The 13,307-nt window shown below is 38.4% G+C and carries 11 protein-coding genes and 4 pseudogenes; 3 read left to right on the forward strand and 12 right to left on the reverse strand.

Annotated features, from left to right (window positions below):
• Positions 1 to 74: 74 nt before the first annotated feature.
• Positions 75 to 1,049 (forward strand): hypothetical protein, encoded by a 975-nt coding sequence (locus E4O00_RS08420; protein ID WP_253679695.1) that lies wholly within the window; start codon positions 75 to 77, stop codon positions 1,047 to 1,049.
• Positions 1,050 to 1,061: 12 nt separating this feature from the next.
• Positions 1,062 to 1,739: a hypothetical protein gene (locus E4O00_RS08425; protein ID WP_253676940.1), complete on the forward strand. Its 678-nt coding sequence runs from the start codon at positions 1,062 to 1,064 to the stop codon at positions 1,737 to 1,739.
• On the opposite strand, the gene cmk is transcribed toward E4O00_RS08425, so the two are convergent.
• Genes cmk through murC form a run of 3 tightly spaced genes read right to left on the reverse strand, consistent with a single transcriptional unit; the run spans position 1,731 to position 4,626 of the window.
• Positions 1,731 to 2,294 (reverse strand): (d)CMP kinase, encoded by a 564-nt coding sequence (cmk, locus tag E4O00_RS08430; RefSeq protein WP_253676941.1) that lies wholly within the window; start codon positions 2,292 to 2,294, stop codon positions 1,731 to 1,733. The genes E4O00_RS08425 and cmk overlap by 9 nt on opposite strands.
• A 17-nt stretch (positions 2,295 to 2,311) precedes the next feature.
• On the reverse strand, positions 2,312 to 3,178 hold the full coding sequence (locus E4O00_RS08435; RefSeq protein ID WP_253676942.1) for a YicC/YloC family endoribonuclease: 867 nt from the start codon (positions 3,176 to 3,178) through the stop codon (positions 2,312 to 2,314).
• A 2-nt stretch (positions 3,179 to 3,180) separates the two neighbouring features.
• Complete coding sequence (gene murC / locus E4O00_RS08440; RefSeq protein ID WP_253676943.1) at positions 3,181 to 4,626, reverse strand: UDP-N-acetylmuramate--L-alanine ligase; 1,446 nt, start codon at positions 4,624 to 4,626, stop codon at positions 3,181 to 3,183.
• A gap of 73 nt (positions 4,627 to 4,699) precedes the next feature.
• Between murC and E4O00_RS08445 the strand changes: the two genes are divergently transcribed.
• A complete protein-coding gene (locus tag E4O00_RS08445) occupies positions 4,700 to 6,052 on the forward strand; it encodes a bifunctional folylpolyglutamate synthase/dihydrofolate synthase (RefSeq protein ID WP_253676944.1) in 1,353 nt (450 codons plus the stop codon).
• Here E4O00_RS08445 and E4O00_RS08450 read toward each other — a convergent pair.
• From E4O00_RS08450 to E4O00_RS08495, 9 genes and pseudogenes are all read right to left on the reverse strand, one after another.
• Positions 5,985 to 6,779, reverse strand: a complete 795-nt coding sequence (locus E4O00_RS08450) for a pseudouridine synthase family protein (RefSeq protein ID WP_253676945.1) — start codon at positions 6,777 to 6,779, stop codon at positions 5,985 to 5,987. The genes E4O00_RS08445 and E4O00_RS08450 overlap by 68 nt on opposite strands.
• A pseudogene (locus E4O00_RS08455) lies at positions 6,773 to 7,779 on the reverse strand (RluA family pseudouridine synthase). The gene E4O00_RS08450 and the pseudogene E4O00_RS08455 overlap by 7 nt, the downstream one beginning before the upstream one ends.
• Complete coding sequence (locus tag E4O00_RS08460) at positions 7,766 to 8,260, reverse strand: hypothetical protein (RefSeq protein ID WP_253676946.1); 495 nt, start codon at positions 8,258 to 8,260, stop codon at positions 7,766 to 7,768. Before E4O00_RS08460 ends, E4O00_RS08455 begins: the two are co-directional and overlap by 14 nt.
• Positions 8,261 to 9,152: pseudogene (gene rsmA, locus E4O00_RS14270) on the reverse strand (16S rRNA (adenine(1518)-N(6)/adenine(1519)-N(6))-dimethyltransferase RsmA).
• A gap of 12 nt (positions 9,153 to 9,164) precedes the next feature.
• A complete protein-coding gene (locus E4O00_RS08475; protein ID WP_253679699.1) occupies positions 9,165 to 9,812 on the reverse strand; it encodes a PTS sugar transporter subunit IIA in 648 nt (215 codons plus the stop codon).
• Between the two features lie 113 nt (positions 9,813 to 9,925).
• A pseudogene (locus E4O00_RS08480) lies at positions 9,926 to 10,829 on the reverse strand (Rpn family recombination-promoting nuclease/putative transposase).
• 128 nt (positions 10,830 to 10,957) lie between these two features.
• The gene (locus tag E4O00_RS08485) at positions 10,958 to 11,446 is read right to left on the reverse strand and encodes a hypothetical protein (RefSeq protein ID WP_253676948.1); all 489 of its coding nucleotides are present in this window, start codon (positions 11,444 to 11,446) and stop codon (positions 10,958 to 10,960) included.
• Positions 11,439 to 11,792 carry a transposase gene (locus tag E4O00_RS08490; protein ID WP_253676949.1) on the reverse strand — a complete coding sequence of 118 codons (354 nt, stop codon included), beginning with the start codon at positions 11,790 to 11,792 and terminating at the stop codon, positions 11,439 to 11,441. The genes E4O00_RS08485 and E4O00_RS08490 overlap by 8 nt, the downstream gene beginning before the upstream one ends.
• Before the next feature lie 181 nt (positions 11,793 to 11,973).
• Positions 11,974 to 13,202 (reverse strand): annotated as a pseudogene (locus tag E4O00_RS08495) (FprA family A-type flavoprotein).
• Positions 13,203 to 13,307 lie beyond the last annotated feature (105 nt).

The raw sequence follows: 13,307 nt of genomic DNA on the forward strand, positions 1-13,307 counted from the left end.
ATAAACTAATGAAAAAGAAAAAAAATGCCGATAATAGTTTGAGAGACTCTCAATCTAAAACGGAGGATGTTGACGTGAAAAAAGTTGTTATAATTATTTTTTGCATTATTCAGTCTTTATTTATATTTGCTCAAAACATGGCCGAACCTGTTTCCAAGGCCGATATTTCTATAAGATTTTATGACAGGCGCGTCTATTATCCGGGAGCCGGAGCCTCCGAACCTATTTTTGTACAAATTTCGATTACAAACAATAACTCCGAAACCCTAAGATTTAAACTTGCTGACGACAGATCTTTTAGCGTAGATTTTGGGATTATCAACAGCAAAAACAGACAATTACGCCATACGGCGGAATGGATGAGAAAACGGAACACAAACCGTCAGATTTATTTCCGCGAAATAACCTTAGAACCGGGAGAAACCTACTCCTTTATCGAAAACCTAAAAGACTACATCGAAATTAATGAACCCGGAGTCTTTTTGGTCAGCGGAATGTTTTTTCCCGAACTAAAACGCTATTCGGATAATTCGGAATTACATGTTGTTTCAAACAAGCTCAGTCTTGAGGTAAAACCTGCACCGTCTGCAGCTGCCCTAGGCTCTCTTCCCGTTTCTCCAATATCGGGAGAAATATTGCAGGCAAAACCGATTCCTCCCGACCAGGTTATAGGCTATCTTTTGACTGCACGCCAAAAATCGCTTTGGGAGCAATTCTTCCTCTATATGGATTTGGAAAAGATGATATCGCGGGATCCTTCACGAAACCGAAGATTTAAGGCCGAATCCGAATCCGGAAGAATGGAGATGATTGAAGTTTACAAACACGAGTTAAGCCAAGAAAGAGTCGATAAGGACATTGCCGTTATTCCTGTAGAGTTTAAAATAGAGCATACAGGCTATACGGCCACACAGGCTGAGGTTAAGGTCATAGAATGGTTTGAATACTCTAATTTTAGAGAAAAAAAGAGGTTTACATATTTTTTGACCTCAAAAGACGGTATATGGACTGTATACGATTATATAGTCGAAAACTTAGGAACAGAATAAGGACGAATTTTAATGAAAGCATTATTGATTTCGGATTTACCCCGCTCAACCGACGATCTACAGCCTCTTTTTTCGGAGTATGGATTTGAGCTGATACATTACCGTTCTCCTCTAAAGGCCTTGGATAATATAGAAGAAATAAGTCCCAACATGGTAATAATAAATTCCAGAGACTTTCCGCGCCATTGGAAGCCTATCACTCAGCACATCCGCTGGGATACATCAAGAGAGGAAATGCTGGTAATCCTTTTGACTCCTCCAGATTTTTCGGCAGATGAAGCAGATAAGGCAATGTTTTTGGGCGTTCAAGGCATTATAAATATAAAAGAAAATGATGAGTTTAAAGACATCCTTGAAGAGCTTAGAGTGATTTTTGATAGGTATAATTACAAGCATATTAAAAATCTTTCAAAGAGTGTTCAATTTTTGTTCACAAATCCTATAAACGAAACCATAATAACCGGAACGGTAAAAAACTTAACCGAAAACGATCTGGTATTTTTACCGGATATGCCGGCCAATGTGGGGAACTTAAATGTAGACATGATTCTCGATCAATGCTCCTTAAAAATCGAGCATAATTTTATCGTTCCGAATTGTAAGATTCTTTCAACTGACAGTGTGCTAAATTTAAAATTTGTGGATTTATCCGATGAGGATAGACAAACTATCGCAGACTTTTTAAATTAAAAGACCTCTATCATAAAGTTCATCCAATATTTTCTCCACAATTTTTTCCGGTGAAATATTATCGGTGTCTATAATAAGATCAGCTTTTTCGTATTTTGTGTTGTCGATACCGTACAATTCTTTATATCTTCGGGTGTCTTCAAGATCCCGCAAATTAGTGTCGGCCTTTATTTTTTCTATATCGCCGCCCTCTCTCTTTTGAATCCTTTTTGAGCGGACATCTATAGAAGCTCTTAGATAAACCTTCAAATCGGCCTGCTTTAAAAGCCAGATAGCCAATCTTGAACCCAAAACACAGGATCTTGCAGAGGCAAGCTCGATTTGTTTTTGATCTACCGTTCTATCAAAGGAAAAATCTTTTTGGGCTCTTCGTAAAACCTCATCAAAGGGAAGACCTAGCTCCTTAGCTATATTTTTAAATGTGTAATTAATGCAGGGTAAATTTAAGATCTTTGCGGTTAATGTAGAAACCGTAGTATTTCCGCAACCCGAAGGGCCGGAAATAGCAATCCGAAGTTCCCTTCCTTCAGGGATTTTAAAAGCCGTCTTTTTCATATTTTCTCCAATAAAACCTACTCTACATTTCTGCTTTGTTCTCTTATGTTTTCAAGAGCATCTTTTACTTCGATAATGGATTGAGACATTTCAATCATCTGATTTTTTGAACCTATGGTATTTATTTCCCGGTTTATTTCCTGACAAATAAAATCGAGCTTTTTGCCTATGGGTTCATTTTTCTTTAACTCCTGAGATAGAGAATTACAGTGGGCTTCAAGCCTGACAATTTCTTCGTTAATCGTATATTTCACAAGCATTACGGCAACTTCCTGCATAATGCGCTGCTCGTTTATTTCACTGCCTAAAAGCTCGGTAAATCGTTCCTTAATATTCTGGCAAAAAATTTCTTCCATTTGAGGAGCATATTTTTTTATTATCTTTAAAGAGGCATAAATTCTATCGAGATTTGTTAAAATATCTTTTTTTAAGACAGCACCTTCATCTAGCCTTGTCTTATCGTATTTTATAAATGCTTCTTCAAATATGGGAAGAAGGGTATTTTCCCAAGCAGGAATATCTATGTTTCTTTCTATTATGATTACGCCGTCTTTTTCAGAAAAGCGGTTTATATCTATTTCGGGGTTTATTCCGGCAGCTTCTGCCACTTCCCTCATAGCCTTTGCATAGGCCTTTGCGACCTTTGTATTTGTGAGAATGTCTACATCGATATCCGCATCCTTTACATGGAGGGAAACCTCAACCTTTCCTCGGGCTATTCTTTCAGAAAAGTATGATCTAAAAACAGGCTCAAGTGCAGAAAGCCAAAAAGGAAAATTTAAATTTAAATCCAAATATCTTGAATTATAGCTTTTTATTTCCAAACTTATAAAGGAATTAGGCTCATTTTTTTCGGTAAGGGCATAGCCCGTCATGCTTTTCATATTTAAACATTCAGCTCCTTTAATATTTCCGTTCCCAGAACATAGTTATCGCCGGCACCGATCGTAATAAAAAGGTCTCCCGGTCTTAATTTTTCTAGAACAAATTTCTTTGCATCCAAGACCTCATTAAAGAAAAAGGCGTTCTTATGGTATTTTTTTGTGCGGTTAAAAAGGAGCTCGGCATCAACCTGCCCCTGATATTGCTCGCGTGCAGAGCTGAAAATTTTGTGCAAAATAACCATATCGGCATCGCCAAAACAAGAAGCGAACTCTTCCAAAAGAGCTTCGGTACGGGTATAGGTATGGGACATAAAGTCTGCAATGATACGCCTTTTGGGATAAAATTGACGCAGTCCGCTCAAAAGGGATTTAATTGCCGTAGGATGATGTGCATAGTCATCATAAACCAAAATATCCTTAGATAAAACCCTGCCTATAAGCTCGGTACGCCTCTTTGCTCCGGCGTAAGAAGATATAGCCTTTTTTATGGCAGAAACATCGGCCATAGATATTTCGCCATTTTCTTCCTTTAAAAGGCTAACCGAAAGGGCTATTGCAGCGGCGGCATTTAAGGCATTGTGCTTTCCCGGTATCTGCAAATAAAATTCCCCGGAAAAGCCTGCAAGAGAAAAGTAGAGTTTTTCGTCACTCACACCCAAAACATTAAGTTTATAGTCGCCCGATGCTTTTTCTCCATAGGGAATAAAAACAAGATCCGGCCTGCTCGAAAAACTTAGATGGGCAGCCTCGCAAGCCCCCTCATCATCTGCACAATAAAAAAGTTCGCTAAATTGCGGAAGCCTGTCTATGTACTGCAAAAAGGCGGTTAATATGGACTCATAGGTCGGATAGTAATCTTGGTGATCCGGCTCAATTCCGGTTAAAATTATTTTTTTGGGGTAAAAGTTTAAAAAATGCCTTTTATATTCGCAAGTTTCGGCAACAAAGTATTTTGATCCGGAAAGCATAGTGCATGAATCGCCGAAACTCTTTATCACGCTTCCGGCCAAAACGGAAACGGGCAGCTTTAATTCTTTTAAGATAGAACCGGTAATGCCCGTTGTACTGGTTTTTCCTTGAACCCCGGCTATGCCGCAAGAATAGGAATTGCGTGACAATGCCCCTATTGCTTCAGGATATGACATCTTGGGCAGATTTCTTTGTTCTATCTCATACATTTCCTCATTATTTTCCGGAGAATAGGCTGCCGAATAAACTACAAGCCCTACATCATCGGGAATATTATTTGAGGAAAAAGGAGAAAAAATATTTATATTAAGTTTTTTTAAAGCATCTTCAGTATAAAAACTTTCAGGCACATCACTTCCTGAAACCACGGCTCCGCGAGAAACCAAAATTTCCGCCAAAGCCGTCATTCCTGTGCCCTTAATGCCGATCATGTAAATCTTAAAACCTTTTAAATTATCGGGTAGAATAACTTGACACATATATATATAATATTCTATATTCTGTTTTTTAGCAATAGGGTTTTAAGCGAAACTCAAAAACAAGAGGAGCCTGATGAACACGGAAGAATTCGGTATATGGCTGGATGCCTTTATAAATTATGAAAGAAACGCACATAAAGACGAAGATAATCTTAAAAAAATGAGAAAATTTGCCCAAGTTTTCGGGAATCCGCAAGATGATTTTTTATCGGTGCATATTGCAGGTTCAAAGGGCAAGGGGTCGGTTTCTACCATGATTGCATCAATTTTAAAAGAAGCCGGAAAAAAAACAGGTCTTTACACATCGCCTCATGTATCGGACTTCAGAGAAAGGATGACCCAGGCAGGCAGCTTTTTTGATGATGAAGCCTACTCCTCTGCTTATAGAAAAATCGTAAAGGGCTTTGAGGAGATTATTAAAAAAGAACCCGAAATAGATCCGGGCTGGTTCGAAATAGTTACGGTTACGGCCTTCTTGCTTTTTAGTATGCAAAAAACGGATTGGGCAGTTATCGAAACAGGCATGGGAGGAAGGCTGGATATGACCAACATCCTAAAACCAAGAGCCTGCGTTTTAACCCCAATTGAGCTTGAACACACCCAATACCTAGGAGACACTATAGAAAAAATCGCCTTTGAGAAGGCCGGCATAATCAAGCAGAACACGCCGGTCTTTTGCTGTAAGCAGCCTGATGAGGCTTTAAGGGTCTTTAAAAAAAGAGCGGCTGAGCTGAATGCCGAATTTTTTTATATCCCCGAAACCGTAAAAGAGCCTGTAAGCTGCAATCTATCAAAGGCGGGCTTAACAATCGATATTAACTTTCAAGATTCGCATCATTTAAGCAAGCTGTTTAAAAGGCCTATAAGTGCAAACCTAAAACTCCTCGATTGCATTCAGGCAGAAAATGCGGCCCTTGCCGCCTGCACGGTCAAATATCTTTTCCCCGAGATGGATGAGGCAGTTATCGAAAGAGGACTTTCAAGGGCTTGGCTCCCTGCCCGCTTTGAGCTTCTTTCGGATAAGCCTGAAATCATAATTGACGGAGCACATACCAAAAACAGCATCGGCCTTTGCATGAGCACTTATACCGCACTTGTAAAAGAAAAAGGCAGTCTTATCTTTGCCTGTGCAGAAGACAAAAATGTAAAAGACATGGTTCCGTTTTTTAAAAATCATTTTTCAAAAATAGTTGTAACAATTCCGGGGACTGCAAAAAAAAGCAATCCCGATTTAAGCTACAAAGCCGTACAAGAAGCCCTAAATGGCACTCCATGTATAGTAGAAAAAAATGAAGACTATGAGGAAGCAATAAAAAACGAAATCATCGAATGCCGTAAAAAAAACAGACCTATTTTGATTACAGGATCATTTTATCTGGCGGCCGAAGCGAAAAGGATACATACTCTTTTGGATCCTCAAGCTTAAAGTTTTTTTTAGGCTCAGGGAAGGAAAGACCTATAGCATATAGCTGCAAGGGATAGGAGTGATAATCTATTTTTTCTTGCGGAAAATCTTTGAATTTTCCGTTGTATAAGGGGTCTCCGTAAATGGGCAGTCCTATTGAAGCAAGGTGAGCCCTTACCTGATGCCTGAAGCCCTGTGTAAGTGTACATGAAACCATCGGCACCGAATTTCCCCTAGGCGGAAAGTTTATTATCTCGATAATGTTGGTTGTATAAATTTTCCCTGTAGAGCAAAAACCTCTCATACCGTAAAAAACCGGAAGAACTTTTTTCCCTTTAGGGCCGTAACTTCTGAACTGGCTTGAAATTCTATACGGAAGACTTGAAGGAGAAAAATCTGGGTTTAAATCGGCCGCATCATTAATATCCGTAAAGGCGGCATATGTTTTTTTAATCAGGTTATTTGACTGCATCAAATCTAAAGCATCATAGGTCTCCTGATTTTTTGCAATTAAAACCAAGCCGCTCGTTGCCGTATCAAGCCTATGGATAAGGCCTGCTTCAATATCCTTTTTACCTTTTACTGCATAAGCTTCAGGGCATCTTTTTAAAAAATGTGAAATTAAAGTTCCTTCTTCATCAGCCGACAAAGGAGCCGTAGGAATCCCGCGCGGCTTATATAAAACGGCATAAGCCTCATTTTCAAAAATCACTTCAATCTTGGAAGAAAATTTACAATCAACTAACATAAAGCCTCCCGTATAAGTATTTGTTTAAAATCATTAGGTATCGGAGCCGTAAATTCTTTTTTTGAATTTGAGCCGTAAGGAATTACTATCTTATAAGCGTGCAGCATCATAGGAGTATCTTTTTTCTTACCGTAAACCTTATCGCCTGCAACAGGGCAGCCCATAAATTTTGCATGCAAACGGATTTGATGAGTTCTGCCTGTAAAAATTCTAAAAAGCACCAAGGACTTGTTTCCGTTAGATTTAAGCACCTTGTATGATGAAAGAGCGGCCTTCCCTTTAGACAAATCGCCTGAAACCCTAAATTTTTTTCCTGTCGGAGCCGGATCTAAAAACCGAAGTTTTTATCCTTCCCTTGGTTTTAGGCGGAACGCCGTCAAGAACTGCAAGATAATATTTTCTTACCACCCTTTTTTTTAAAAAATGATTTTAAAAGTTTTTCGGTTTTTGAATTTCTTGCAGTAATTATAAGGCCGGAAGTTTCTTTATCCAGACGGTGAACAATGCCCATGCGGTAAAGATCCAAGGGAAACTTATCAAGAATTGGTAATTTATCTTCTGTAATTAAAAAACTATTAAGAATTTCGGCAAACTCATCGCTGATTTGGGAATCATAGAGCCTGTAATAATTTAAGGCATTTACAAGGGTCTTATCCCAATTTCCGCCTGCAGGATGGGTTACACAGCCCCTTTTCTTGTTTATAACGATAATGTTCTCATCTTCATAAATAACATTTAAAGGCAGTTTTTGAGGGTAGGCATATTCGGGTACAGGATTATCCCACACCAGCTCCACAATATCTCCGTTTTGAACATTGCGGGAAAGTTTAGCTTTTTTTGAATTTACAAAAAGGGATTTTAAGCCGGTTTTTAATTGGGAACGGCTTAAATTTTTTAGCCTTTCGGTACAATAAACATCAATTCTGCAAGGAGATAAAAGACCTTCAACCTTAAACTTTTCGGATATAGATCTATAAGAGCTCATCCTATTTAGAGCCATCGGCCGCCTCAGGGTTTACATTTTGATTATCTTCAAGAGGAATCAGCAAAATCGAAGGTTCTTCAGTTTTTTGTTCCTGCTTTTTTTCGTTGGCTCTTTTAATTGAACGGTATGTCAAATCGATTACGGCAACAGCCAAAGAAATTCCAACAGCCGTTAAAAAAATATTCAGCTGTTCCTTTTCGGTAAGCTTGATCGCAGTCTTGGCATCCTTTAGAGGCCAGGGATTATAGGCCGGATCGCCCTTGTGTATTATCGAACGGGCTATATCATAGGTCCAAAAAGATAAAAGCGATACAAAGGGCAAGGCCCCAAAGGTAATAATCTCAAAACGGCGTAAATCCTTTTGCCATTGCTTAAATTCCTCTGCTCCATAGGGGTCAGGAGTTCTTGAAACCCTTGCATCGTCAGCATAAACCGGAAAAATAGAAAAAAGAGAAACAAATAAAATCAAAGAGGCTATCTTTTTTGTATGCTTCATTTATTTTTGTCCTAAAGAGGACATTATATCAGATAACCGCAAAAAATCATATAGGGCCAAGGACTCGGCCCGCAAATTTCCGTCTAATCCGGCTTTTTGCAAAACAGGATCGGTATTATCGCCGTATCCGTTTGATTTCATCCATGCACCCAAATTGTTCTTTATATTTTTTCGGCGGGAAGAAAAAAGAGCCTTTACTATTTTGATAAAAAGCTTAAAATTTTTATACCCGGCAAATTCTTTTTTCGCCTTAAACAAGACAGTTGCAGATTCTACATTGGGCTGCGGCCAAAATGCTGAAGCCGGAATTGTTTTAACTATCTTGCAATCATAAAAAAAGGAACAAAGCACCGAAAATGCCGTATAGTTTTTTTTGATTGGGGCTTGCCGTAATCCTTTCGGCTGCCTCTTTTTGTACTGTAAAGAGCATGGTATCAAAAACGGCTCCGGCTTCTATTGTAGAAGAAATAAATTCGGAAGCTATGTTATACGGCAAGTTACCGAAAAATATATCCGGTTTCCCGTGTGCTTTTAAATGAGGGAACCAGTTTTTTTGAACATCGCCCTCAACTAAGATAAAATCAGTTTTTGCATTTTCCAAAAAGAATTTTTTTAAAAGAGAAATAAAGCCCTTATCTATTTCAAAGGCTGTGAGAGAAGCTCCTTTTTCTAAAAAAATGGCCGTCATGGCTCCAAGGCCGGGGCCTACCTCCCAAACCCTTGTTCCTTCCCTTATATCCAAAAAAGAAACCAAGGCCTCACGAGTTTTTTTATCGATTAAAAAATTTTGACCGAATTTTTTTTGCATGGCAAAACCCAAGGTCTCTAAAAGAGCCTTGAGCTCTGCAGGAGAATCATAATTAGGAAGACCTAAAAAAGTCCCGGATTCCATCAAAATGTCACCCTATTCGCACAAGAGGGCGTAAATCTCCATGGGGTCGGACGAATTTAAGAGGCGGCTTTTAAGTTCGTCATTGCGCAGTTTTGCACTAAAATGAGAAATAGTCTGCAAATAATAATCGTGCTGGTTGTTTGCAGCGGCAATCATAAAGACAAGCCGTACAGGATTCCCGTCAATAGCATCAAAATCTAAAATATCCCTCTTAGAAACGCCCACAGCCATAACCAAGTCTGTTACGGAAGCGAGCCTTACGTGGGGAATGGCAAGACCTCTTCCTACAGCCGTAGACATAAGAGCTTCTCTTTTTAGAATGGCATCCAAAAGCTCTGCGGAATTTTTTACCTGAGGAGCCTTTGCCAAAACCTCGGACATCATAACCAATACATCATGCTTTGAAGCATAATCCAACATAACTACCCTATCGGGCGACAAAACATTTTCAGTTGCTATTTTATGCTGTTTAGGAGCAGAAGTTTTTGGAGAGGCCAATCTTTCATCAACCCAGCTTTCTATGTCATCTTTTTTAAAACGCCAGACCGTCCCAATCTTTCCGGCAGGTATTTCACCCTTTTGAGCCCACTCGTATACGGTTCTTTCTGAAACACGCAAATAACGGGCAACTTCTTCAATCGTTAAAATTTCGCTTGCCAACAATCCACCTCACTAAATACAGGCATTTTGCACTAAATGTACAAATATGTCAAGATATAGCAAAGATTTTTACCCTTTTTTTACGGGCCGGTGCAGTTAATTTATCAAATTAATCAGAGTTTCTCAATTTCTTCTTTGCCTAGTCCTGTAGCTCTTACTATATCTTCTACAGCAAAACCCATTTCAATTAAATTTTTTGCTGTTTCAAGTTTGTTGTGGTATGAGCCCTCGGCAAAACCTTGTTCTATTCCTTCCTGTCTGCCTTTTATTTCACCCTGTAAAATTCCTTCTCTATACCCTTCACTTATACATGAGGCTCTGTCGTTTTCATATTTCATGCGTGAGTCATATAGCCATTTTTCTTTAGGACTCATTTCCATTACTATAATTTTATCATTTGCTTTTGCCATTACTTTAGAAGTTTCTGCCAACATTTTTCTTACCTCCCTGTCATCAGTTTCAATAAATTTTAACCAAGTTAATAAGCGTTTCATTTTATCATCTTTACATTGACTTTCTTTTAAGAGCCTTGCCTTTTCAAGGTTTAATATATGAATCTCAAGTTTAGAAACTAAGGGCTCTTTTGTATCTTGCTCAAGAATAAGATACTTGTTGTGTAAACGCTTATTTTTATTAAAACCTTGTCCTATCAAGTTTATTGTAATACACTTTGGAAGATTTGTATAGTCTTGGCCTTGTTTTATTCTTTCATTGTACATCTTGGACCAATAATACAAGGTTCTTTCAGGAAAATCAAAATGCCACCTGTTTTGAATTTCAATATCTACAAAGGTTCCATCTTTTAATCGCAGCTTAATATCCAAGATACCTAACTTTTCAGTTAAAAGTTCCTTATGAAACTCCTTATCCAAGAGTTTCCAAACCTGAGATATCCTCAGGCGGAATGTCTAAGATACATTCCAATAAATCCTGTAAGATATCCTTGTTTTCCTCTACTCCGAATACTTTTTTAAAAGCATAGTCATTGCGGAGGGTAATTTTAAACACTTGCTTCATATTAGCCTCTCATAATAATTATTTAAAAGAAAAAAATTTTCCCTTCATAATTATTATAAGAATTGTTTGCAATGGATAGTAAATTTTAAAAAAGTTAATTTTTATAAAGCCTTAACTAATGTTTATTTTTACATAAAACTTAAGGCGGTTTTTATGATAGGCATAAAAAGAGCTGTCAGATTTAGACTTTTTTCAATGATGGCTAGTGTTGTTAAGCCGAACTTTTTTATTTGTTCGGCAGTTAGTTGTTTTTGTAAAGACTTAACAAATTCATCTTTATTGTTTTTTTCATCTTTATTGCCTTTTGCACTTTCCTCAATCAGCAAAGTAATAAAATCTTCTCTTTTTATTTTTATAAGTTCGCGGTTAAAGGAATAGTCGATAGTAATACCTTGATTTTTTTTAAGCAGACCTTCGAGGGTCATGCGGACAAAGGGATCTTCGATAAAAAATGTAAATGTTTTATCATCGTCGAATTTGACCTTTATCTTATTGTTATGCAGCTTTGATAAAAAATCGGCGAAAACATTTTGTCTTTCTTCATCCTTTTGTGCTTGACGGTCATTGTTCCGGTTATAATAGAATGTTGACTTTGAAACTCCTGCAACTTTACACAATTTCCGTATCTTCGTGTGCGGTGCTATTGCCAGACAGTCCTGAATCGTTTTCAAAACGAGTTTTTTTACCTTGTTTTGCAAGTTCCTCTTCGACATTCTTTGCGTACGTTTCCCAAAAAAGAGCTGCCGTTTTATAATATTCAAGGTCGTGCTCTTCGTTGTTAATTTTCTTTTTCCGAGCCATAGTTGTTATTTCATGCAGACGTGGATTTAGACACCAATCGCGTACGGTATCTCGAGAAAGCCCATATGTTCTGGCGAGTCTTTTGTAGCCGCATGTTCCTCGTTCATATTTTCCTACAACTTCTAGTTTGAAGTCAATACTGTACTTCTCTATTTTTCCCATCTGTACACCTCCAAAAGGTGTCCTAATTTATGGGGTCAGTTCAAACCAAGGTTAACATCCTCACTTTATCACAAGCCCTTAAAAGGAAAAAATGAGAAAAAAATGATGTTAACCAAAAATAATGTCTATCCACAAAAATGAGTATACTCTACAAAATGTAAGATGTCAAGATAAATTTTTTTTATCCGTTTTTTACGGCCCTTGCCAATTCTCTTCCTCTTTCTTTTAAGATACGCCTATCCTCTTCGCTTATCTTGCCCTGCCATTCATGGGATTCGATGTTGGTCCACTTAAATTTTTTCGATACGGGTTTCATATTCTTTTTTGGCTCCTCCTACCCAGCCCCAGCTTCCTATACGGAATACCTTTTTGTTGATAAAGTGCTTCCTTTCAAACAAGTCAAGAATATGAGCCATAGGCGGGAACATCTTGTATTCGTAGGTGGGCATAGCCAGCAAGAGCCCTGCAGATCGGTAGGCCTCGCCCAAGATAAAGGTAGCATCGGTGTCGGGAATGCGGTAAATAGAGTATGCAACACCCTCTTCGTTTATGCCCTCAATAACGGCATCCAAGCCGTCCTTGGTATAGCCGTACATAGAGCCCCAAATAATACAGATAGTTTTTTCAAGCCCGCTTCCGTCTCCGGTATTGTAATCTGCAAACTTTTTATAGAGGTTTACGATTCTTGCAGGATTTCCCCTCCAAACCAAGCCGTGGCTCGGGCAGATAAATTTAAGTTCAAGGGAACCAAGTTTTTCTATTCCCTTGTTTACAAAGGTGCTGAAGCTTGCCACAATGTTGGCGTAGTATCTAAGAGCCTCGTTTTCAAAAAAATTTAAGCTCATCTTCCGTGTGCTCATCATCAAAGATTTTTTCGCCTATACAGCCGTAGGAACCGAATGCATCGCAGGAAAATAAAATTTTATCGTCCGGGTCATAGGTCATCATGGTCTCCGGCCAGTGGATATTGGGAGTTTCATAAAAAACGAGCTTTTTTCCTCCGCCTAAATCCAAAACTTCTCCGTCCTTTACGGCCCTAACCCCATCTTTTATCTTAAAAAAGTTTTCGACAAGGGCAGCCCCCTTCGCAGAAGCCAAGATTTCGGCCCTAGGGTTTTCTTCCCGTACAAGATTGATAAGGTCCGCATGGTCGGGCTCAAGATGGTTTAAAATTACATAATCAAAAGAAGAAAAAGACAAGCCTATGGATTCAAGCTGCTTTCGGTAAGAATCTACCGAGCCGTCCCAGTCTTTTACTATATCTATAAGGGCTGTTTTTTCACCCTTTACAACATAAGAATTTATAGAAACGCCGTGAGGCAATAGCCATATGCCTTCAAAGCGGGCAGTTCTATCATGAATATCTGCATGAATACAATATACGGTTTCTGTCAGTTTTTTTGCTTCCATAAAAAATTGATACCTCCATAAAATAAAAGCTGCGGATTAAAAGGTAACCCACAGCTTAAATATATCATAAGAAATGCATTTACTCAAGAGAATTAAGACCTGTAA

The sequence above is a fragment of the Treponema sp. OMZ 788 genome, from assembly GCF_024181245.1.
Taxonomy (GTDB): Bacteria; Spirochaetota; Spirochaetia; order Treponematales; family Treponemataceae; genus Treponema_B.

Coding starts and splice junctions, on each gene's coding strand:
- E4O00_RS08460 (WP_253676946.1), bottom strand. CDS start 8,260: ATGAAGCATACAAAAAAGATAGCCTCTTTGATTTTATTTGTTTCTCTT.
- E4O00_RS08445 (WP_253676944.1), top strand. CDS start 4,700: ATGAACACGGAAGAATTCGGTATATGGCTGGATGCCTTTATAAATTAT.
- E4O00_RS08450 (WP_253676945.1), bottom strand. CDS start 6,779: ATGTTAGTTGATTGTAAATTTTCTTCCAAGATTGAAGTGATTTTTGAA.
- E4O00_RS08490 (WP_253676949.1), bottom strand. CDS start 11,792: ATGGGAAAAATAGAGAAGTACAGTATTGACTTCAAACTAGAAGTTGTA.
- murC (WP_253676943.1), bottom strand. CDS start 4,626: ATGTGTCAAGTTATTCTACCCGATAATTTAAAAGGTTTTAAGATTTAC.
- cmk (WP_253676941.1), bottom strand. CDS start 2,294: ATGAAAAAGACGGCTTTTAAAATCCCTGAAGGAAGGGAACTTCGGATT.
- E4O00_RS08435 (WP_253676942.1), bottom strand. CDS start 3,178: ATGAAAAGCATGACGGGCTATGCCCTTACCGAAAAAAATGAGCCTAAT.
- E4O00_RS08425 (WP_253676940.1), top strand. CDS start 1,062: ATGAAAGCATTATTGATTTCGGATTTACCCCGCTCAACCGACGATCTA.